The sequence below is a fragment of the Paraburkholderia bannensis NBRC 103871 genome, assembly GCF_000685015.1.
In the GTDB taxonomy this organism is placed as follows: domain Bacteria; phylum Pseudomonadota; class Gammaproteobacteria; order Burkholderiales; family Burkholderiaceae; genus Paraburkholderia; species Paraburkholderia bannensis.
The window spans coordinates 95,088-117,831 of the sequence record NZ_BAYA01000026.1; the positions used below are offsets into that span (position 1 = coordinate 95,088).

Below are 22,744 nucleotides of genomic sequence, written 5' to 3' on the forward strand. Positions count from 1 at the left end.
ATATAGCCCCACTTCTGCACGACGCCGAAGGAAAGCCGCAGTAACAGCCCTGCCCGCGCGCAGCCCCGCCGAACCCGTTTGGGGCAAGGGGCCTCCGGTATAATCGGCGAGCTTTGGGCATTAAAGCGTCCATCCCTGGCCGTGCAGCGTCGATATCGCGCTCACCGGCTACATCGACATAACAAATTGACTGCCCGTCCGATTTGCGCCGGCCGACATGAATCACGAAACAACGACCCTCCCTCGCCGTCTGGCCCCAATCGTCTCCCTGCTGCTGGTGCTTGGCCCGGCGACCAACCTGGTCTGGCGCGGCGGCACGGGCTACTGCTTTTTCCTGCTGCTGGCGTTCGCCCTCTGGGGCCTTTACGCCAACCGTCGCCTGCCTGGCTATTTCACGCCGTGGCGCGAATACGGCTGGTACACGGCGGCGATGCTCGTGCCGCTCGTCGTGATCGTGAGCCAGCAGGCCTTGATGGGCTATTGGGCGCCGCATCAGTTCGACGCGCTCTCGCGCTTCGCGCTCGCCCTGCCGGTTTTCCTGCTGCTTAGCCGCGTGCCCTCGCGCAATCTCACCGCCGTCGGCTGGGGCTGTGCACTTGGTGCGCTCGCCGCCAGCGCCTGGGTGTTCGTCGATCGCCCCGTGGGCGGCTGGAGCGACGCAGAGCGCCTGAACAACTACTACACGAACGCGATTCCGTTCGGCGATACCGCCCTGCTGTTCGCCTTCCTCGCGGTTTTCACGTTCGGCTGGGATCGCAAGGCGCGGCCGCTCGCGCTCGTCGTCAAGCTCGCGGCGCTGCTTGCGGGCGGCTTCGTCTCCTATCTCTCGGGCACGCGCGGCGGCTGGATCGCGATTCCCGTCTTCATGTTCCTGCTGGGCGTCCAATACGGCTGGTTCACGCACTGGAAGCGCGTGGTCGTGGCGATCGCGCTGGTGGCGGTGGCGGGCGGCGCGCTGCTCTCGACCGAGCGCATCCAGCACCGTATCGCGGACGCCACCTCCGACGTCTCGCTCATGCAGCGCGGCGACAAGGACACCTCGACCGGCCTGCGCCTGCAACTCTGGAGCGCATCGATTCGCCTGTTCGAGCGCCATCCGGTCTACGGCGTCGGCAAGGGCCGCCTGGAAGCCGCGCTGGGCGATCTCGCGCAGCATGGCGAAGCCGCCCAGGCCATCGTCAACGAACGCGCGCACAGCGACTTCTTCTCGGCCATCGCCGAAATGGGCGCCATCGGCGCGCTGAGCCTGCTCACGATCTACTTCGGCACTTCGGTGTACTTCTGGCGCGCGCGCCGCGACGCCGATTCGGTGATCCGCACGGCCGCGTGCAGCGGGCTGGCCGTGTCGCTCAGCACGATCCTGTTCGGCCTCACGATCGACGTGCTGGTGCCGATCCAGGTCATGGTGCTGATCTCGCTGCTTACGGCGACGTTCCTTGCGACCATCGTGTCGCGCCGCCGCGAGATCGCCAGCGGAATCTGATCCATCGCCGATCTGCCGCTATTTCGGTAACCGATAAAAAAACGGCCCATCGCGTCTCGCGCGATGGGCCGTTTGTCTTTGTTTGCACCTTTGCGCAGCGGCCTTGAAGGCCGCCAGCAGTGGAACTTAAGCCGCGCTCTGCTGGAACTGGATCTGATGCAGATGCGCGTACAGCCCGCGCTGCTCCAGCAGTTGCTGGTGCGAACCGCGCTCGACGATACGCCCTGCTTCCATCACGAGGATGCGGTCGGCACGCTCGATGGTCGACAGGCGGTGCGCGATCACGAGCGTGGTGCGGCCCTTCATCAGCGTTTCCAGCGCCGCCTGCACGTGGCGCTCCGACTCCGAATCCAGCGCCGAGGTCGCTTCGTCGAGAATCAGGATCGGCGCGTCCTTGTAGATCGCGCGCGCGATTGCCAGACGCTGGCGCTGGCCGCCCGACAGTTTCATACCGTTGTCGCCCACCAGCGTGTTGACGCCTTCGGGCAGCGCCGCGATGGTGTCCCACAGATTGGCGGCGCGCAGCGCGCGTTCGACGCGTTCGAGGTCGGCGGTCTCGCCGTAGGCGACATTGTTCGCCACCGTGTCGTTGAAGAGCGTCACGTCCTGGCTGACCAGCGCGATCTGGCTGCGCAGCGCGTGGATGTCGTACTCGGACACCGGCACGCCATCGACGAGAATCTGGCCGCCGCTCGGATCGAAAAAGCGCGGCAGCAGGTTCACGAGCGTGGTCTTGCCGCTGCCCGACGGGCCCGCCAGCGCGATCATCTCGCCCGGTGCGGCCGTGAAATGCACGCTTTCGAGAATCGGACGCCCTTCCGGCCCATAGGCGAACGAGACGTTGCGGAACTCGATTTCGCCCCGTGCGCGCTCAAGCGGCTTGCCGCCGCCAGCCGGCTCGACGGGCTCGTCGATCAGGCCGAAGATCAGCTCGGCGGCCGTCATGCCGCGTTGCAGCGGCTGGTTCACGTCGATCAGGTGCTTGAGCGGCGAGATCACGAGCAGCATCGCCGTGACGAAGGAGACAAAGCCGCCCACCGTGGTCTGGTCGTGCGAAGCCTGCACCACGGCAATCGTCACGACGACCGCGAGCGCGATCGAAGCGAGGAACTGCGTGATCGGCTGGGCAAGACCGCCGGAAACCGTCATGCGCATCTGGTAGCCGCGCAGGCGCTTGCTCAGTTCGGTGAAGCGGTTGATTTCGTACTGCTCGCCGTTGTGCACCTTGACGACCTTGTAGCCGCCCACCGTCTCTTCGACGATGTACGACAGGTCGTTGGTGAGCATCTGGTAGTCGCGGTTCAGGCGGCGCAGGCGGCGGTTGATCTTGCTGACGAGCCAGCCGATCGCCGGCAGCAGCACCGCCACGATCAGCGTGAGACGCCAGTTGAGGATGAACAGGTAGCCGAGCAGGAAGACCACCGTGAGCGAGTCGCGCACGGCGGTCACCAGCACCGACATCAGCACGTTCAGGATCTGGTTGACCTCGAACACGATGGCGTTGATGACCGTGCTGGCCGTCTCGCGCTGGAAGAAGCCGACGCTCGCGTGGATCATGCGCTCGAACATCTTCAGGCGCAGGTCGAGCAGGATCTTGTTCGAGACGTACTGCAACAGGTAGCCGGACGCGTACTGCGCGAGGCCGCGCACGAGCGACAGGCCGATCACGGCAACCGGCACGATCCACGTGGCGTTCGGGCTGCCCTTGGTGCCGAAACCGTGGTCGAGCAGCGGCTTGAGCAGCGCGGGAATGCCGGCCTCGGTCGCGGCCACGATCGCCAGCGTGGCGACCGCGCCGATCGCCACCCAGATGAGCGGCTTGAGATAGGGCCACAGCCTGCGGCCGACCGAGCCGGGGTTCGAGGCCTCGCCAGCGCCGATCGGCTTGCTGAGGGTGGATTGTCGGGGCTGCTCGCTCAAGGAATCCTCTGGAAAGCGTGTTCTGAAAACGGGCGCGGCGGCGTCGGGATGACGCTGCGGCAGCGCGGTACGCATTGTATACGGTCGGCGCGGCGGCCCACTCGATCCGTCAGACGGGCTGCCGGCAGTGTGCTTTCTGCTGCTTGCGGGGCCTTCCCGCTTCTTCCGCCATCTTCCCGCGCCTTCCGGTCGGTTACCTGATGCGCATGGTCTAGAATACGCACCTCTGCGCGCCTGGTCCGCCAGGTTGAGCAATACACCGTCCATAATCGATCGATAGGCGCTCAATCGCACTTCGACAGACACGCCATGCGCGCGCAACCGCACCGGTTCGCCGCCTGCGTGTTCACATCAAGAATCAGAACAGGCGTCCACTCATGTCCGACGGACTTTCCCCGACACGCCCAGGCTCCGCAGCCCGCGGCACGCCGCCCGCCACGCTTTCCGTGATCGTGGTGGCGATGAACGAGGCGCACGACATCGGCGAGTGTCTCGAATCGGTGCGCGGGCTCGCGATGGAAACCATCGTGTTCGATTCCGGCAGCACCGACGGCACACCCGAACTCTGCCGCCAGCTCGGCGCACGCGTGTTCGAAACCGACTGGCCGGGCGATGGCCCGCAAAAGAACCGCGCACTCGTTGAGGCGCGCGGCGACTGGGTCATCTGCCTCGACGCCGACGAGCGCCTGAGCCCCGAACTGCGCACCGAAATCGCCGCGATCCTCGCGCAAGGCACGCCGCACAACGCCTTCAGCACGCCGCGCCGCTCCAGTTTCTGCGGACGCTTCATGAACCACTCGGGCTGGTGGCCCGACCGCATCGAGCGCCTGTTCCGGCGCGGCAGCGCACGCTTCACCGACGTGCGCACGCACACGCACCTGGAAATCGAGGGCACGATCGGCAAGCTCGACGGCCCGATCATCCATATCTCGATGCCCGACCTGCACGAGGCGCTGGAGAAGACCAACGCCTATTCGAGCGCGGGCGCGCTGACGATGGCCGAAGCGGGCAAGCGCTCGTCGCTCGCCAAGGCGCTCGGCAAGGGTTTCTGGGCGTTTTTCCGCACCTGGGTGATACGCGCGGGTTTCCTCGACGGCGCCGAAGGGCTGATGCTCGCGATCAACAACGCCGAAACGACGTACTACCGCTACGCCAAGCTCGCCCTGCTCACGCGCGACGGCAAGGTGGCGAAGAAGCGTTAAGCCGCTGCGCTGGGCTAGCTTCAAATGAAAAACGGGCGACCTCACTGAGGTCGCCCGTTTTGCCTTGTCGCTCGCAATAGATCGCTTAGTACACGATCTCGATGGCACTGCCCGCGAACTCGCCGCGCAACGCGGCCAGCAGATCGTCGGTGGGCTTCACGCGCCACGCGTCGCCCAGACGCACTTCGCCTTGCGCGCGTTCGTTGCGATACACGATCTGCACCGCGAGACCGTTCGGAATCACGACCTGCTCGCGCTCGCGGCCACGACCGCCGCCAAAGCCACCACCGCCATCGCGCCCGCCGCGCCCACGCGTCTCGACCACCGGCGCGGGCAGCGAATCATCGGGCTTCGCACGATGCGCTTCGAGCACCGAGCGCAGCGACGCCGCGTCGGCGTTGCCGTTCATCTGCACCTTCACGGCCTGCGCGTAGCGGCTGCGCGCGCGCTCAAGATCCATCACCGTGTCCACGGTAAAACGGATGCCGCCCGTGAACGCGTCGTTGCGCGCGCCGCCCTGCACGACCAGCAGCTCGTCTTCCTTGAACAGCGCCTTGTGCGCCTCGTACTGCTCGTTGAACACCGTCACTTCGCACTGGCCGGTGCCGTCGTCGAGCAGCGCAATCAGCATCTTGCCGCGCTGGGTCATCTGCGTGCGCAGCGAAGCGATCACGCCCGCCACCAGCTTGTCGCGGCCTTCCTTCAGTTCGCCGATCTTCTGGCGCACGAAGCGGCGCACTTCGTCCTTGTAGGCATCGAACAGGTGCCCCGACAGATAGAAGCCCAGCGCGCCCTTCTCTTCCTGGAGCTTGCGCTTTTCCTCCCACGCCGGTTCGTCGACGAGTTCGTGCGCGGCCAGCGGCGCATCGCCCATATCGAACAGACCAGCCTGCATCGCGTTGGCGCTGGCTTGATCGGCAGCTTCCATCGCCATCGGCACGGACGCGATCAATTGCGCGCGATTCGCATGAATCGTGTCGAACGCGCCCGCGCGGATCATCGCTTCGATCGTGCGGCGGTTCACCATCCGACGGTCGATGCGCTCGCAGAAGTCGAACAGATCCTTGAACAGGCCACCTTCCTTGCGCGCGCGCAGGATTTCTTCGATGGCGTTCTGGCCGCTGCCCTTGATCGCGCCCAGACCGTAGCGGATCGTGCGCGAGCGCTTGCCTTCCGCGACGTGTTGATCGGCGACCGGCTCGAAGCGATACGCCGACGCGTTGACGTCCGGCGGCAGCACCTTGAGGTTATTGGTCGCGCAATCTTCAAAGAGGATCTTGACCTTGTCGGTGTCATCCATGGCGAGCGACATATTCGCCGCCATGAATTCGGCCGGATGGTGCGCCTTGAGCCACGCCGTGTGATACGCGAGCAAGGCGTACGCAGCCGCGTGCGACTTGTTGAAGCCGTAGCCCGCGAACTTTTCCATCAAGTCGAAGGTTTCGTCGGCTTTCTCGCGCGTGAGGCCGTTCTTCGCCGCGCCTTCCGCGAAGATCTCGCGGTGCTTGGCCATTTCCTCGGGCTTTTTCTTGCCCATCGCGCGGCGCAGCAAGTCGGCGCCGCCCAGCGAGTAGCCGCCGATGATCTGCGCCATCTGCATCACCTGCTCCTGGTAGACCATGATGCCGTAGGTCTCTTTCAGGACAGGTTCGACGCGCGGATCGGGATACTCCACCACTTCGCGGCCGTGCTTACGCGCGCAGAAGCTCGGGATCAGATCCATCGGGCCCGGACGATACAACGCCACCAGCGCGATGATGTCTTCGAAGCGGTCGGGCTGCGCGTCCTTCAGCATGCCCTGCATGCCGCGGCTTTCCAGCTGGAACACGGCGACCGTATTCGCTTTCTTGAGAATCTGGAACGACGGCGCGTCGTCGAGCGGCACCTGCGCGAGCGACCAGTCCTTCTTCGACGGATCGAGCATGCGGATATAGCGCTCGGCCCAGTCGAGAATCGTCAGCGTCGTCAGACCCAGAAAGTCGAACTTCACGAGGCCGACGGCTTCCACGTCGTCCTTGTCGTACTGGCTCACGACGCCGCTTTCGTCGCCCTGGGTGTAGAGCGGGCAGAAGTCCGTGAGCTTGCCCGGCGCGATCAGCACGCCGCCCGCGTGCATGCCGACGTTACGCGTGAGACCTTCCACGAGCTGCGCGAGGTCGAGCAGCTGGTGCACTTCGTCTTCGTTGTCGTAGCGCTCCTGCAGCAGCGGCTCTTCCTTCATCGCGTCGGCGATGGTGACGTGCTTGCCCGGCTTGAACGGAATCAGCTTGGCCACGCCGTCCGTGAAGTTGTAGCCGAGATCGAGCACGCGGCCGATGTCGCGCACCGCCGCCTTCGCCGCCATCGTGCCGAAGGTGGCGATCTGCGACACCGCATCGGCGCCGTACTTGTCCTTCACGTACTGAATGACGCGGTCGCGCCCGTGCTGGCAGAAGTCGATGTCGAAGTCGGGCATCGAGACGCGTTCCGGATTCAGGAAACGCTCGAACAGCAGGTTGTAGCGCAGCGGGTCGAGATCGGTAATCCCGAGCGCGTACGCGACCAGCGAGCCCGCGCCCGAACCCCGGCCAGGGCCCACCGGCACGCCGTTGTTCTTGGCCCAGTTAATGAAGTCCGCAACGATCAGGAAGTAGCCCGGGAAGCCCATCTTGATGATGGTTCCGCACTCGAATTCCAGCCGCTCGTTGTAGCGCGCGCGTTCGTTCTCGCGCTCGGCTTCATTCGGATAGAGCTGAACGAGGCGGCTTTCCAGCCCTTCCTTCGACAGCTGCACGAGGTAGTCGTCGAGCGACATGCCATCGGGCGTCGGGAACAGCGGCAGCTTGGGCTTGCCGAGTTCGAGCGTCAGGTTGCAGCGCCGGGCGATTTCGATGGTGTTCGCAAGCGCCGAGGGAATGTCCGCGAACAGCGCGGCCATTTCGTCCTGGGTGCGAAAACGCTGGTCGGTCGTGAAGCGCTTCTGGCGGCGCGGATTCGCGAGGATGTCGCCTTCCGAGATACACACGCGCGCTTCGTGCGCCGTGTATTCCTCGTGCGTCATGAACTGCATCGGGTGCGTGGCGACCACCGGCAGTTGCAGTTCCGCCGCGAGCGCGACAGCCTGCTCGATGTATTGCTCGCTGCCGGGCTGGCCGCAGCGTTGCAGTTCGATGTAGTAACCGTTCGGGAACAGCGTGGCCCAGCGCTGCGCATGGCGCTTTGCGCTTTCGGCGTTGCCCGCCGCGAGCGCGAGGCCCACGTCGCCCAGCTGCGCGCCCGAGATCGCCAGCAGCCCTTCGCCGAGACCGGCTTCGAGCCACGCGACGTCGACTTCCGCACGGCCACGATATTGATTCGTGAGCCACGCTTTGGACAGCAGTTCGCAGAGATTCAGGTAACCGACCTTGTCCTTCACGAGCAGCAGGAGGCGCGAAGGTTTGTCGCGGTCGTCCGGATTCATGATCCAGACGTCGCAGCCGGCAATGGGTTTGACCCCTTTGCCACGGGCTTCCGAATAAAAACGAACGAGGCCGAATGCGTTGCCGAGGTCGGTGAGCGCGAGCGCGCCCTGGCCGTCTTTGGCCGCCGCCTTGACGAGGTCGTCGAGGCGCACGATGCCGTCGGCAATCGAGAATTCGGAGTGGACGCGGAGATGGACGAAGCGGGGATCTGACATGGGCGTCATTGTACCTCTACGACCCGGCGAATTTTGCCGCCGGCGGCGCGGGCAAGGCGGTTTTGGCGTGGGCAAACGGGTGCGCGCGATCGGTGCAGAACTGGTGCAGAACCCGAGCAGAAGCGGCGCGCAAGCTTGCGCGCCGTCAGCGCCGCGCGACACTGCGGCAGGCGAGTCAACGCGTTGCAGGCGACTCGCCGCCCGCTTGAGGGATAATAGCGGATTGCGCCCGCCTCACTGACTGCGGGCCCGTCCGAATCAGCTTTGAGTGTTTGTTGGCCATGCGTATCCTCAACCTTTCCTCCTACCAGTTCGCGACACTTGAGAAGACCGCCGAATGGCGTCCGCTCGTGCTCGCGCGCTGCAATGAACTCGATTTGCGGGGCACGATCCTGCTCGCGCCCGAAGGCATCAACCTGTTCGTCGCCGGCGACGAGCCGAACGTGCGCGCCTTCATGGAATTCGTGCGTACCGACCCGCTTTTCGAAGGCAAGTTCGCCACGCTTCAGTTCAAGGAAAGCTTTTCCGAGGATCGCCCGTTCAATCGCATGCTCGTGCGCCTGAAGCGCGAAATCATCACGATGAAGAAGCCCGCGATCCGTCCCGAAGAAGGCCGCGCGCCCTCGGTCGCGCCGGTCGTGCTCAAGGAATGGCTCGATCGCGGCTTCGACGACGCAGGCCGCCCGGTCGTGATGCTCGACACGCGCAACGACTTCGAAATCGATGTCGGCACCTTCGACAAGGCGCTCGACTACCGCCTGACCAAATTCAGCGAATTCCCCGGCGTGATCGAGGCGAACCGCGCCGATCTCGAAGGCAAGACGGTGGTGTCGTTCTGCACCGGCGGCATCCGCTGCGAAAAGGCCGCGATCCACATGAAGGAAGTGGGGATCGAAAACGTCTACCAGCTCGAAGGCGGCATCCTGAAGTATTTCGAGGAAGTGGGCGGCGCGCATTACAACGGCGACTGTTTCGTGTTCGACCAGCGCACCGCGCTCAATCCGCAGCTGGAGCCGACGGACACGGTGCAGTGCTTCGCGTGCCGCGCCGTCGTGACGGCCGCCGAGCAGGCATCGCCGCTCTATGAAGTGGGCAAGAGCTGCCCGGCGTGCCACCCGGCGCGCGAGCAGGGCACGGACGCAACGACGGCAGCGCACGCCGCGTAACTCCGGCGTGAGCGCACCCGCCAGCCGCTATCGCGGGCGCTTCGCGCCCTCGCCCACCGGCCCTTTGCATTTCGGCTCGCTCGTTTCGGCGCTCGCGAGCTGGCTCGATGCACGCGCGCATGACGGCGCGTGGCTCGTGCGCGTCGAGGATATCGACGGCCCACGCACCGTGCCTGGCGCCGCCCAGGACATCCTCGCGACGCTCGAACACTTCGGCTTTCACGCCGACGAGCCGCCCGTGTGGCAAAGCGCGCGCATCGGCCTGTACCGCGAGGCGCTCGATGCGCTGATCGCATCAGGCCACGTCTACCCGTGCGGCTGCACCCGCAAGGAAATCGCCGATTCGCAATTGCACGCGCACCGGCGCAACACCACGCTGATCTATCCCGGCACCTGCCGCGACGGCCTGCACGGCAAGACCGCGCGCGCGTGGCGGCTGCGCGTGCCGGACGATCTCGCGCACGCGGCGCAGGGCGCGGACAACCCGGCGCTGATCCGCTTCGACGATCGCTGGCAAGGCCCGCAGCAACAGGATCTGGCCAACGAGGTCGGCGATTTCGTGCTGCTGCGCGCCGACGGCCAATGGGCCTATCAACTGGCCGTGGTCGTGGACGACGCCGCGCAAGACATCACCCACATCGTGCGTGGCGCCGACCTGCTCGATTCCACGGCGCGGCAGATCTGGCTGCAACAGTGCCTGAACGTGCCGACGCCGACGTACCTGCACGTCCCGGTCGTCACCAACGCCGAGGGTGAAAAGCTCTCGAAGCAGACTGGCGCGCAGCCGCTCGACGCCTCGCGTCCGCTGGACGCCCTGCTGGCCGCAGCGAAGCATCTGGGGCTCGATCTGCGCGACCCCACGCCCGCCTCGCTCGTCGCGTTTCAGGCCGATGCGATCGAAGCCTGGAAACGGCGTCTCACGCACCTGCCCGCATAAAAAACGCAGACGAAAAAAAACGGCGTGCCGGGTTAAAACCCGCACGCCGTTTTCACATCCAGGCCGTCTGATTACGACGACGAAGACGGAGTCGGCTTGTTACGCCACGACGAACCCAGACCGCCGAGCAGCGCGGCCAGCGGCTGCTTCGACGACTTCTGCGGCGCGGCGGCCTGCTCGGGCTTGTTGTCTTCGGCCTTGTTGCGCGCGGCCGCCGACGGCTCGTACGGCTTCAGGAAGAAGTCGTCGACCGGCTGCGAACGATGGTGGTGCGGGCGCTCGAAGCTGCCCGTGCGGCGATGGCCGCGCTCGGCACGCTCACCACGTTCACCGCGCTCGCTGCGTTCACCCCGAGCTTCGCGGCTTTCACGGCCCTCGTGACCATCGCGCTCGCGGCGGCGGCTGCCACCTTCGTGATGCGCCACCGGCGCATCGACGACCAGATGCTCGACCGTCAGCGGACGCTTGATGAGCTTCTCGATATCGGCCAGCTGCTTCTTCTCGTTCGGGCTGCACAGCGACAGCGCGTCACCGGTCGCGCCCGCGCGGCCCGTACGGCCGATGCGGTGCACGTAGTCTTCGGCGTTGAACGGCAGGTCGAAGTTGATGACGGCCGGCAGTTCGGCGATGTCGAGACCGCGCGCGGCGACGTCGGTGGCGACCAGCGCCTCGATCTCGCCGCGCTTGAAGGCTTCCAGCGCCTGCATACGCTCGTTCTGCGAACGGTCGCCGTGAATCGCGGCGGCGACGATGCCGGCCTTCTCGATCTGGCGCGCGAGACGGCTTGCGCCGATCTTGCTGTTGCAGAACACGATCACCTGCTTCAGGCCGCGCGAACGGATCAGTTGCACGACCGCGCCGGTCTTGTCGCCTTCGGCGACTTCATAAACGATCTGCGTGACGTTCGCGTTCGTCGAGTTGCTGCGCGCGACTTCGATGGTCTGCGGCGTGCGCAGGTACGTGGCGGCCAGCTTCTTGATTTCCGCCGAGAACGTCGCCGAGAACAGCAGCGTCTGACGCTCCTTCGGCAGCAGGTTCAGGATGCGCTGGAGATCCGGCAGGAAGCCCATGTCCAGCATGCGGTCGGCTTCGTCGAGCACGAGCATCTGCACCTGGCCGAGGTTCGTGGTCTTCTGCTGGACGTGGTCGAGCAGGCGGCCCGGCGTCGCGATCAGGATTTCGACGCCGCGGCGCAGCTCTTCCGACTGCGGATTCATGTCGACGCCGCCGAACACCACGGCGCTGCGCAGCGCCGTGTGCTGAGCGTAGGTGCGCACGTTGTTGGCGACCTGGTCGGCGAGTTCGCGCGTAGGCGTGAGGATCAGCGCGCGCACCGGATGGCGGGCGGGCGATGCGCTCGTGCTCGCCATCGGCAGCAGGCGTTGCAGGATCGGCAGCGAGAAGCTCGCCGTCTTGCCGGTGCCGGTCTGGGCGGCGCCCATCACGTCACGGCCCGTGAGGACCACGGGAATGGCCTGCGCCTGAATCGGCGTGGGCGTCGTGTAGCCCTGCTCCTGGATCGCCTTGAGGATGTCGGGCGCGAGGCCGAACTGATCGAAGGTCGCAGTGCTGGGCTTGACGTCGGTGTCGGACATGGTGGGTTTCGCTATAAAGGCGCTAGGCGCACGAGGCGCCATGCGCCTCAAATAATCACTGCGGGACTGCGGTGGTGCTGGCAGACGCTGCATGGCGCAGCCTGGTTCTGCCGGGATTGCCCACGGCGACCGGCAGCGCCGGTCGTGGCGGACAGCTTGTGGAACGGGCCGCTTGCGCGGACAGGAGCGCTCTGGCACGGGGTGCGCCGGCATGCTGCCGCGCTCGACCCGCTTCGCTCGACTCACCCGGTGGGTTCACCGTGGCTCGTTCCCTTATTTACTCGCCGATGCTTGGGCCCGGACAGGCGCTCGCACCCTGTTGCATGGCCGCTTCGGTGTCACCGGCGTTGCGCAGGCGCAATCCGGCGAAAGGCCGGTATTGTAGCACCTCGGCATAAATCCCTATGGCCCCAAGGGCGGCCTTCTGCAACGGCGCGGCGCTTCTGGTCGGGCCCTTTCTCCCTTTGCCTTGTTCGGGCGTAGAGGTTCGAAGCGCCGCGTTCAGCATTCACCACGTTTCGCGCATCACCATGAGCCGCAGCTCGGTCATGTCCTCGATGGCGTAGCGCACGCCCTCGCGGCCCAGCCCCGAATCCTTCACGCCGCCATACGGCATGTTATCGACGCGAAATGACGGAATATCGTTGATGACCACGCCGCCCACGTCGAGCCCGTCCCACGCGCGATGCGCATTGGCGAGCGAATCGGTGAACACGCCCGCCTGCAGGCCGAAGTCGCTGTTGTTCACGATATCCAGCGCCTGCCCGAAATCGTCGAAACGCTCCAGGATCGCCACCGGCCCGAATGCCTCGCGCCGATAAAGATCGGTGCCGCGCCCCACGTCCTCCAGCAGCGTGGCCTCGAACATCGCGCCGTCGACCTTGCCGCCCGCGATGATTTTCGCGCCCGCCAGCACCGCGCTCTCCATCCAGCCCGCGAGGCGCTTCGATTCGGATCCGGAAATCATCGGCCCGACGAAAGTCTTCTCGTCCTTCGGATCGCCCATTTTCAGCGTCTTGACCTTGGCAATCAGCTTGTCGCGCAGCGCGTCGTAGAGCGAGGCGTGCACGAGAATGCGCTGCACGCCGATGCAGCTCTGCCCCGACTGGTAATACGCGCCGAACGCGAGGCGCTCCACCACGTAGTCGAGCTTGGCGCCCTGATCGGCGTCGACGATGGCGGCCGCGTTGCCGCCCAGTTCCAGCACGACCTTCTTCTTGCCGGCCTTCGCCTTGAGATCCCAGCCGACCGCTGGCGAACCCGTGAACGACAGCAGCTTGAAGCGCTCGTCGGTGGTGAAAAGATCCGCGCCGTCGCGGTGCGCGGGCAGGATCGAGAACGCGCCCTTCGGCAGGTCGGTTTCGGCGAGGATCTCGCCGATGATGAGCGCGCCGACCGGCGTGCGGCTCGCGGGCTTGAGCACGAAAGGCACGCCCGCGGCCAGCGCGGGCGCGACCTTGTGCGCGGCCAGGTTCAGCGGGAAATTGAATGGCGAAATAAACGAACACGGCCCGATCGGCACGCGTTTGACGTAACCGTGATAGCCCTTCGCGCGCGGCGAGATTTCCAGGTTCACGATCTCGCCATCGATGCGCACGCTTTCCCCGGAAGCCACGCGGAAGGTGTCGATCAGCCGCGTGACTTCGCCGCGCGCGTCGTTGATCGGCTTGCCGGCCTCGATGCACAACGCCATCGCCAGCTCGTCGAAGCGCTCGCGAAAGCGCGCGACGCAATGGTCGATCACGGCCTGGCGCTTGAACGGCGGGAACGCCCGCAGCGCGGGCATGGCGGCCTCGGCGGCGGCGATGGCTTTGTCGATCGCCTTTGCGTCGGCCAGCGCGACGCGCGTGGCGACCTCGCCGCTGTATTTGTCGGTGACGTCGAGATCGGTGTTGGCGGCGACGGCTTCGTTCGCCAGGTAGTAGGGATAAGTCGGTTTGAGCATGACGCGTTCTCCGCAAAAGACGCGGCGCGCCATGCCGAACCGGTCACGCCGCGCCGATATTCGTGCAGTGCACGAACGCGCAAGGTGCGCGCCCGTACGCGAGGTTGGGTGCCTGCTTATCGCGTCAATTGCGCTAGTTTGTCACAACCACACGGACAAGACTCCGATGGCGCCGCGCCCAATAATCCAGCCCTATTTTCAATCATCGCGCGCATGAAATCGTCTAAAGCTGTGTCGACACAGCAACCCGTTTGTATTCGGGCCGAAAAGTTTCAGCGACACCGGCCTTCTTCGCACTCCATCGCTTTCGGTCAATAAAGCCAAAGTATTGACATCATTTGACCAAAATACCCGCCGAATTCGCATAACGTAGCGTCGATTCGCCCTTCTAGCGCAGCGCGAAATTCAAATTCACCCCTATCGACTGGAACGCCGGCTAACGACGCGACCAGGTTGAGAGCTATGCAGATCGTTGATATCGACAGCCCACACCCGTTACTGGATCTTTCGTGGATTCGGCAAGCCTGCGGCGACGCATCCCTTTCCGTTGCCGAATGCCTTGAACACCAGGAAAAAGTCGGACCCAATATCCTGTTCGACACGGCCTTCTACCGTAACCGTTACGCAGCTGAGATTCCCGAGGGAATGTCCTGCCTGGAACACTTCTGCAGGCAGCGTAAGGAATCGCCACGCGATCCCAACCCGCTTTTTTCGACGAAGCAGTGGCACGAGACGCACGGCTGGCGTATTGCGAATCCCGATGCGTGGCGCACCGAACTCTTTCGCACGCTTGGTCAGGAAGCGCGTTTCTCGCGCCGAGAGCGCCGTCGGTATGAAGAAGGTCAGATCGTCGTGCAAGACGAGATCGTTGGCAACGCCCCTGCTGCCGGGCAGGAAATATGTCTATTCGTGCACTTCGATAAAGCTGCCCAGGTTCAGCCCTACGTACTTGACTATCTCGACGCGCTGAAGAAACGCGGTTTTAGCATCGTGTTTCTCACAAACAGCGCAAGACTGCAGTCGCACGCGATGCAAGCCCTGCACTCGCGCGTATGGCGTGTCGTCACCACCACCAATCGCGCCTACGATTGGGGGCTCTATTTCATCGGCGTGAAATCTATCAGGGACGCGTATCCCGACAGCCCGATTCTCATGGCAAACGACAGCGTCGTTTACACCGGCCACGGACTCGACGACTTACTCGCTCGCGCGCGAGCAGACGCATCACACGTTACCGGCGCAATCGACAGTCTGCTGCATGACTGGCACCTTCAGTCGTTTTTCATTTATTGCGGCGCGCAGGTCGTTCAGACCGATGCCTGGACCGGATTCTGGGACGCGTACCGTCATCACAACGACAAATGGTGTGTCATAAACAGCCAGGAGATGGGCTTTTCGCGATGGATGAGCCGCCACGGCGTACCCATGGCTGCCGGATGGCGATATGCCGAAGTCCTGCAAGCCGCGGACTGCTACTCCGCGTCCGAATGGCGCAATGATCTCGTGCGCAATCGCGGCATCACAAATCCCACTGTCGAACTTTGGGATGTGCTCTATAAAAGCGATTTTCCGTTTATCAAGAGATCAATCTTTACTCAACCTATCTCCGCCAACAATCTCGATCAAATGTGCAACGTGATTAGCGGAATTCGCAAGCCGCGCAACATCGAATATATCTGACCGTACCTCAGACAAGTATTCACCGGTACCGGAGCATGTACGGCTCCGCACAACGCGCGCCAACGGCGCGCAGCCAGAGAAGATAATGAATCACCACCCTCTCGAATTCACCACCCCCGAATCACTATGGGTTCCTGATCAAATATTCAGTTCAGCGTGGCTCGAACACGCCCCTTTTGCATTCTGGATTACCCAGGCGGTTAAACCGCGCGTATTTGTCGAACTTGGTTCTCACTTCGGCTTTTCGTATCTTGCGTTTTGCCAGGCCGTGCTGGCGTTGAATCTGCCCACACGCTGCTTCGCGGTCGATACGTGGGTCGGCGACGATCATGCCGGGTTCTATGGCAACGAAGTGTTCGATCAACTCAACATAAACAACGAGAAATCGTATTCGAGTTTCTCGCGCTTGATGAGAATGCGCTTCGATGAGGCATTACCCTGCTTTTCCGACGGCGAAATCGACCTGCTGCACATTGACGGCCGTCACGGCTACGAAGATGTACTGGAAGATTTTTCGACGTGGCTACCGAAAATGTCTGATCGCGGAATCGTACTGCTTCACGACATCAACGTTCGCAAACACGAATTCGGCGTCTGGAAACTCTGGCAGGAACTCACTCCGAAGTTTCCGAACTTCGAATTTTTCCATGGCCACGGACTGGGCGTGCTCGGGGTCGGCACAGACCTCTCGCCTAACATCAAGGCGTTACTTGCATGCGACAGCACCACGGCGTCCAAAGTACGTCGCACCTATTCACAGCTCGGCCAGCATGTGACCCAGCGCGCGGTTCTCAAGGAAACGTATGCGCAGATGGTTATAAACGCGAACGATGCGAGTCAATTGCGCAACCAGGTCTCGGTGCTAGAGGCACAGGCGCGTGAAACAGCAAAACGTCAGGAAATGCTGGATGCCCGGGCCACCGATGTGGCTCGGCAAAACATCTCACAATCGAAAAGAGCCGCCGATCTCGAATTGCAGTTGGCTCGATCGACCGAGCGGGCACAGCAAACACATGTGGCGCTCGCCGAACAGGTGGCTCGCGCCACGCAGCTCGAGCATGAACTCGCTGCAGTTCACGAGTCCCAGAAAACCGAGACCGAGTTCGAGGCAGAGCTAAAACATCTGCATTCGACCGCAGTCAGATCCGAAACAGAACGTGAGCGACTTCGGGAAGAGCTGACGCACACGCGCCAGCAACTCGCCGAAGCGCACAATCTGAAAGTCAGCACGCAAGACCACGCGACAAGACTGGAAGTCCACTGTGCCAACCTCGAAATCCGGAACGCCAGCTACGAATCGAGCACCATCTGGCGAGCAACCCGGCCGCTGCGCAAGGCTTTCGCCAGATTTTCGCCGGGCGGACGGCTGATGCTCAGGCGCATCGCAAAAAGCGTGTTCTGGCTCGCGACACCGCATCGCACGGCGGCACGTTTGCGCTTTCTTGAGCAGCGTAGAAAAAACGCCACAGTACAGACGACAATCCCGAGCGCAAGCATTACGCCATTGACCAATCCGGTCTATCCCACCCACGAGATGACGGTCGAGCTTATGCGCTGGTTCGATCCTGAGTGGTATCAGCTGGAATATCCCGATGTCGCCGCAGCCGGCATGGATCCGTACACCCACTTCACGCAGCACGGCTGGCGTGAGCACCGTAATCCTCATCCGCTCTTCGATGTGAGCTGGTATCTGTCGCACCACCCTGAGCTGGAAGAGCAACAGACGGCACCGCTCACCCACTTCATCGAAAATCTCAACGAACGCCCAGCGCACCAGCTTCGCCAGCCGAAGCGCAATTGGAGCCTATCCCAGCAGACTTACGGAGACGTGCCGTCCAGCCTGCCGATCCCATACGTACCACCGCTTCGTGCCCCGGATCACACGTTCAGCGCCGAGCCATTCCACGCGCAGCTTGACACCATCGAGATCGTGTCCTTTGACATCTTCGACACTGCGCTCTACCGGCGCACGATGCATCCAACCACGATTTTCGATTTGCTCGGCGAGCGATTCGACAAGACGCTTGCGGAGTTGCCATATCAGTACGCAGATATCCGCTTTTGGGCTGAGCGGGAGGCACGAAAACGCGGCCTTGCACAAAAGGGCTCGCTGGAAATAGATCTTGAGGCGATCTATGAAGTCGTAGTCGAGTTCCTCGGGATGGGCAGGAATGAGGCGCAATCGTTCATGCTTGCAGAAATGGATGAGGAACGCAAAGCGCTGGCCGCCAATCCGACGATCCTGGCAATGGCGAACGCTGCTCTCGCAAAGGGCAAGCGCGTAATCTTCGTGAGCGATATGTATTTGCCGTCTGACTTCCTGCGCGAGATTCTCGTGCGCGAAGGCTTCCCTCATACAGATGTGTTCGTGTCCTGTGAGCATTCGGCCGGTAAGTGGGAAGAGAAGCTCTTCGAGATTGTCGCAACGCGCTGTGGCGTTGACGGCAGCAAGATTCTGCACATCGGCGACAACTTCAATTCGGACAAGGTTCACGCCGAACGCGCGGGCTGGCGCGCGATGCACTATCGCGATCCAGTCGCGGCACTGCCCTACGCGTTGCAGCTTATCGACACGTCGAAACTGCACATCGATAACGTCGCAACGTCCGTCGCGGTCGGGCTCGCACACCTGCACCGCGCGCGCGTCGAAGCGTCACAACTCGACTCTCGCAGCCGACTGGCGCGGCATATCGGTTATGAGGTGCTCGGCCCAACCGTGCTCGGTTTCGCGGCGTGGATCGCGCAACATGCTAGAGAGGCGAAGCTGGACCGAGTACTATTCCTGGCGCGCGACGGCTATCTGCCATCGATTGCATACGAGCGCCTGCGCGCACGCGACAGCTCGCTTTGTAGCTCGCGCTACGTGGCGGCGTCCCGGCGCCTGCTCTACTGCACGTCGTTCGAGACAGAGGACGACATAGTCAAGGTTGCCCGACACATAGGCTTCACCAAGGATACGACGCTCGACGAGTATCTTGACGTCTTCCAGCTGACGTATGAGGACGTAAAGATTCACGCTGATCGCCTGGGGTTCGGCGACGCTCACCAGCCAATCGCAGCAAACACGGACTTCACTCGCGAATATGGCGTAATTCATCAACGCCTGCTCACGCTGGTGCGCCACTTCGCGCCACTCACGCTCAGTCGCACCAGGGAGCGTGAGGACATTCTGCGCACCTATTACGAGCAGAACGCCGACGTCGGCCACGCCACTCGCGTCGCAATGGTCGATCTTGGCTGGGCCGGCAGCATGATGCAGCCGCTCAGAAGCATGCTCGAAAAGATCAACCCCATGGTCGATTGCAGGGCGCTCTTTTTCGGGCTGAATTCTCGCGCCAATACTGCGATCCCAGAGTCGATCAAATCGCACGCATACTTCTTTGACCGGGAAGATGCGCAACGCGCCGACTCGCCATTCGTACTTCCTTCGCAGGAGCGTCCGCAGGACATTCTTGGCGCATCGCTGTCGCTGATGGAAGTGCTGATTAGCGCGAACCACCCGACTTACATCGACGTTCGTCATGATGAAAGCACCGACAAGATCCTGCCAGTGACGGCGGGAGAGTCCTATTCACCGGAACAACGTGAATTCCTGCAGGCGGCGCACGATGCATGCAGGCAGTTCATCGACGATGCGCTCGATATGTTGCCGCGTGCGACGCATGACTGGGATTTCCGCCCGCTGATTGGGCTGGCATGGACCCGTCTGCTGTCGAGTCCTGATGCCGAGGAAGCCGCCGTTCTTGGCACATTTCCTCATCGTGTCGATGCGAGTGGGCATGCTGCAACCACGTCGCTCATCGAGGTACCCGCACCGTCTGCCGATCGCGCCGTGCTTTGGGACGCATTCACCCATGCGATGTGGCCGAACGGCTGGTTCGCGCTACTCGATCCGGTACAGCGGGGACGCATGCTCAGCCCGATCACTCCTGAGATCTGCGACTGACGAAGTCTTGCCGGATGAACGGACCAGGTCATCGCCCGGCCCCAATTGAAGGTACTCCTCGCATCGCTGCCGCTCAAGCAATGGGCAGCGCCTGTTTGGAGCCCTACCGCATAATCGTCGCGCAGCCCGCGACGATGGGTTTCGAGTTAGGGTCGGCCATGGTGTCGTAGAGATCGCCGCTGGGGCCTTTAGTCCACCAGACGTAGCGGTCGCCGACATACTTCACGCCCGACGCCGCCACCACGCCGACGAGCAGCAGCTTGCGGCCCTCGACCGGCACGAGCGCGAAGCTCTGCCCGTTGGCCGCGTTGAGATAGCTGACCTTGAAGGTCTTGCCGTCGGCGCAGGTGTAGCTGAAGGTATGACGAGACTGGACGTGGATGTCGCGGACATCGAGCGGGCCGCCATTGGCGGATGCCGCGTGCGCAACGGGTGCGGAGGGTGCGGCGATGGCCGCGAGCACGCCGATGAACGCAAGCGTGCGGCATTGGCGTGACAGGAAAGAGCGGAAAGTGAAGAAAGAGCGTGCGCCGGCGCGGGCGTCGATCATGGCGTTCTCCTGGCGTGGCATGTCTGCGGGACGAGGCACCGGGAGGCACCGGTCACGGATCGATCACATCGGCGCAAGCATCGGTCGGTGCCGCCGCGACGTGACCCACGAGCGGCACGATCTTCAGCCCCGCCGACGCAACCCGGCAAGGCGCGGCCGCCAGCCCGCAACCCGACAGCGCCCCGGCCAGCGACAACACGCCGATCCAGCACGCCAGACGAAACACCTGCGATCCGCACATACCTGCCTCCCGGCCTCTGCCGACACGATAACCCGCAATACCCCGGCCGCGCCTTTTACATGCTGCATGCGTGCTGCAAGCATGCAACAAGCGCGCGCCGGCTGAGCGCGCGATTATCGGCTGGACACGGCGCGCGCAGCTTAAGCGGGATCAAGCTGCGCGCGTATGCGCTTACTTCGACGCGTCACCCGCCACCGGACGCACCGCCGCAGCAGCGGCCCGGGCGCGGGCGCGCGCTTCTTCGAGATCCGCGCCCGTCGCGAGCGCCACGCCCATGCGGCGCTTCACAAAGCTTTCCGGCTTGCCGAACAGGCGCAGATCCGCGCCCGGCACGGCCAGCGCATCGGCGACGCCTTCAAACGCGATGCCGCGCGCGTCCATGCCGCCATAAATCACCGCCGACGCGCCCGGGCCGCGCGCCGTCGTATCGACGGGCAGGCCGAGAATCGCGCGCGCGTGCAGCTCGAACTCCGAAAAGCGTTGCGACGCCAGCGTGACGAGACCCGTGTCGTGCGGACGCGGGCTGACTTCCGAGAACCACACTTCGTCGCCGCGCACGAACAGCTCGACGCCGAACAGGCCGCGCCCGCCCAGCGCCTCGGTCACCTTGTGGGCGATCTCGCGCGAGCGCTCGAGCGCCTTCGCGCTCATCGGCTGCGGCTGCCAGGACTCGACGTAGTCGCCGTCCACCTGCTTGTGGCCAATCGGGTCGCAGTAATACGTCTGCACCTGGCCGCTGCCCGAATCCGTTGCACGCACAGTTAGCTGCGTAATTTCGTATTCGAAATCGATAAAGCCTTCGACGATCACGCGGCCATGGTTCACGCGGCCGCCCGCGAGCGCGTATTGCCAGGCGTGCTCGACATCGGCGTCGCTGCGCAGCACCGACTGGCCCTTGCCCGACGACGACATCACCGGCTTCACCACGCACGGATAGCCGACTTTGGCGATACCGGCCTTGAGTTCGTCGAGCGAATCGGCAAACGCGTACGGCGAAGTCGGCAGGCCCAGTTCCTCAGCAGCGAGGCGGCGAATGCCTTCGCGGTTCATGGTGAGCTGCGCGGCGCGCGCGGTGGGGATGACTTCGGCGACGCCTTCGGACTCGACCGCGGCGAGTGCATCCGTGGCGATGGCCTCGATTTCCGGCACGATCAGGTGCGGGCGTTCAGCTTCGATCAGCGCACGCAGCGCCTTGGGATCGGCCATGTCGATGACGTGCGCGCGATGCGCGACCTGATGGCCGGGCGCGTTCTCGTAACGGTCGACGGCGATCACCTCAACGCCAAGGCGCTGCAACGCGATGATCACTTCCTTGCCGAGCTCGCCAGCGCCGAGCAGCATGACGCGGGTGGCGGAAGCGGAAAGCGGCGTGCCGATGCGGGGGCCGGTCTGCATGATGTCTCCAGAAATCACGGTAAAGAATGACGATGAAGCGCGCGCGCTTCATGGATGACGCACGAATGCGAGAAAGCGTCGATGTTAACACGCGCACCCATGCGTCTTGCCTGGCCAGACGGCCGATACGAGAGCGGCGCGTCGCCCGGGCTTGCCACGCGATCGCGTGAACAATCGCGTGAAGAAGTCACCATTTAGCGAACGTTTGCGCTCGCATGCCGTCTCATGGTGCGTTACCCTTACGCCTTCGCCAGTTACGAGGAAATGCGATGTCCCACCGCTTGAGCACACGCCCCGCCGGGCACACGATGACGCGCCTGCTCGCGTCGCGCGCGGCGCCGCTCGCGGCCGCCATCGGCGCAGCACTGATGCTTGCTGCGTGCAAGCTGCCGGTTCACCAGGATTCGTCGGCGCCCGCGCCCGATCCGTTCAATCCCGCCGCCACGCAGTTGCTCGACAACACGCAATGGCAGCTCGTCGAATGGAAACGCGCGGACGGTTCGCTGCGCGCCATCCCCGGCGCGAATGCCGATGCCGGTGCGGCAGCCGCACCGGGCGCACGCCCGCTCACGCTCGACCTGTCCACGGCGAACGGCCAGCGCCGCGCCAGCGGCTTCTCGGGCTGCAATCGCTACATGGGCCGCTACACGCTCAAGAGCGGCCTGCTCTCGTTCGACCAGCTTGCGGGCACGCGCATGGCGTGCGTCGGCGCGGGCGGCGAAATCGAAGGCCCGTATCTCGATGCGCTCGCGCATATCGCGCGCACCGGCGTGCAGATGCGCTCGCCGCAGGCGCTCCTGCTGATCCTCGAAAACGGCGATCACCTGACCTTCGCACAGGCAGGCGCCAGCGCCCCGGCAGCCGCATCGGCGACGCAGGGTCAGTGACGCAGCGCACCGCCCCGCAGCCGCGCGCTCACCCCGCGCGGCTGTTTTTTTGCTACAGCTTTTTGCCGGTTTTCCGCTCCCCCCTGAGCGCGCCCCCCGCCACTGCGGCGCCGCGACAACGCGCAATGCGGCGCACCAGGGT

14 protein-coding genes are annotated in these 22,744 nt (G+C 63.8%); 7 read left to right on the plus strand and 7 right to left on the minus strand.

Annotated elements, in window-relative coordinates; all coding sequences use genetic code 11:
* Positions 1-217 precede the first annotated feature (217 nt).
* Positions 218-1,483: an O-antigen ligase family protein gene (locus BBA01S_RS29720; protein ID WP_042298103.1), complete on the plus strand. Its 1,266-nt coding sequence runs from the start codon at positions 218-220 to the stop codon at positions 1,481-1,483.
* Positions 1,484-1,609: 126 nt separating this feature from the next.
* Here BBA01S_RS29720 and msbA read toward each other — a convergent pair whose 3' ends face one another.
* Positions 1,610-3,364 (minus strand): lipid A export permease/ATP-binding protein MsbA, encoded by a 1,755-nt coding sequence (gene msbA / locus BBA01S_RS29725; RefSeq protein ID WP_407668346.1) that lies wholly within the window; start codon positions 3,362-3,364, stop codon positions 1,610-1,612.
* A gap of 416 nt (positions 3,365-3,780) precedes the next feature.
* Here msbA and BBA01S_RS29730 point away from each other — a divergent pair, with 416 nt between their 5' ends.
* Positions 3,781-4,605 (plus strand): glycosyltransferase family 2 protein, encoded by an 825-nt coding sequence (locus BBA01S_RS29730; protein ID WP_042298104.1) that lies wholly within the window; start codon positions 3,781-3,783, stop codon positions 4,603-4,605.
* 85 nt (positions 4,606-4,690) lie between these two features.
* Here BBA01S_RS29730 and dnaE read toward each other — a convergent pair whose 3' ends face one another.
* Entirely contained in the window at positions 4,691-8,269 is a 3,579-nt protein-coding gene (gene dnaE, locus BBA01S_RS29735; protein ID WP_027819640.1) for a DNA polymerase III subunit alpha, read from the minus strand.
* A gap of 272 nt (positions 8,270-8,541) precedes the next feature.
* On the opposite strand from dnaE, the gene BBA01S_RS29740 reads away from it, so the two are divergent.
* Positions 8,542-9,426, plus strand: coding sequence for a sulfurtransferase (locus BBA01S_RS29740; protein WP_027819641.1), 885 nt, complete (start codon positions 8,542-8,544; stop codon positions 9,424-9,426).
* Positions 9,427-9,433: 7 nt separating this feature from the next.
* Positions 9,434-10,363, plus strand: coding sequence for a tRNA glutamyl-Q(34) synthetase GluQRS (gene gluQRS / locus BBA01S_RS29745; protein ID WP_027819642.1), 930 nt, complete (start codon positions 9,434-9,436; stop codon positions 10,361-10,363).
* A 71-nt stretch (positions 10,364-10,434) separates the two neighbouring features.
* Here gluQRS and BBA01S_RS29750 read toward each other — a convergent pair whose 3' ends face one another.
* Positions 10,435-11,958: a DEAD/DEAH box helicase gene (locus tag BBA01S_RS29750; protein WP_027819643.1), complete on the minus strand. Its 1,524-nt coding sequence runs from the start codon at positions 11,956-11,958 to the stop codon at positions 10,435-10,437.
* Positions 11,959-12,466: 508 nt separating this feature from the next.
* Positions 12,467-13,903: an aldehyde dehydrogenase family protein gene (locus tag BBA01S_RS29760; RefSeq protein ID WP_027819645.1), complete on the minus strand. Its 1,437-nt coding sequence runs from the start codon at positions 13,901-13,903 to the stop codon at positions 12,467-12,469.
* Positions 13,904-14,365: 462 nt separating this feature from the next.
* On the opposite strand from BBA01S_RS29760, the gene BBA01S_RS29765 reads away from it, so the two are divergent.
* A complete protein-coding gene (locus BBA01S_RS29765) occupies positions 14,366-15,583 on the plus strand; it encodes a hypothetical protein (protein ID WP_042298105.1) in 1,218 nt (405 codons plus the stop codon).
* A gap of 85 nt (positions 15,584-15,668) precedes the next feature.
* The gene (locus BBA01S_RS45320; RefSeq protein ID WP_084162630.1) at positions 15,669-19,529 is read left to right on the plus strand and encodes a class I SAM-dependent methyltransferase; all 3,861 of its coding nucleotides are present in this window, start codon (positions 15,669-15,671) and stop codon (positions 19,527-19,529) included.
* 103 nt (positions 19,530-19,632) lie between these two features.
* Here BBA01S_RS45320 and BBA01S_RS43295 read toward each other — a convergent pair whose 3' ends face one another.
* The 3 genes from BBA01S_RS43295 to purT all read right to left on the minus strand — a co-directional run bounded on the left by BBA01S_RS43295 (position 19,633) and on the right by purT (position 21,715).
* Positions 19,633-20,079, minus strand: a complete 447-nt coding sequence (locus BBA01S_RS43295) for an MliC family protein (RefSeq protein ID WP_084162631.1) — start codon at positions 20,077-20,079, stop codon at positions 19,633-19,635.
* 52 nt (positions 20,080-20,131) lie between these two features.
* Positions 20,132-20,320 carry a DUF6726 family protein gene (locus BBA01S_RS43300; protein WP_042298106.1) on the minus strand — a complete coding sequence of 63 codons (189 nt, stop codon included), beginning with the start codon at positions 20,318-20,320 and terminating at the stop codon, positions 20,132-20,134.
* Between the two features lie 171 nt (positions 20,321-20,491).
* Entirely contained in the window at positions 20,492-21,715 is a 1,224-nt protein-coding gene (purT, locus tag BBA01S_RS29785; protein ID WP_027819648.1) for a formate-dependent phosphoribosylglycinamide formyltransferase, read from the minus strand.
* Positions 21,716-21,984: 269 nt separating this feature from the next.
* On the opposite strand from purT, the gene BBA01S_RS43305 reads away from it, so the two are divergent.
* Positions 21,985-22,602: an META domain-containing protein gene (locus BBA01S_RS43305; RefSeq protein WP_042298107.1), complete on the plus strand. Its 618-nt coding sequence runs from the start codon at positions 21,985-21,987 to the stop codon at positions 22,600-22,602.
* Positions 22,603-22,744 lie beyond the last annotated feature (142 nt).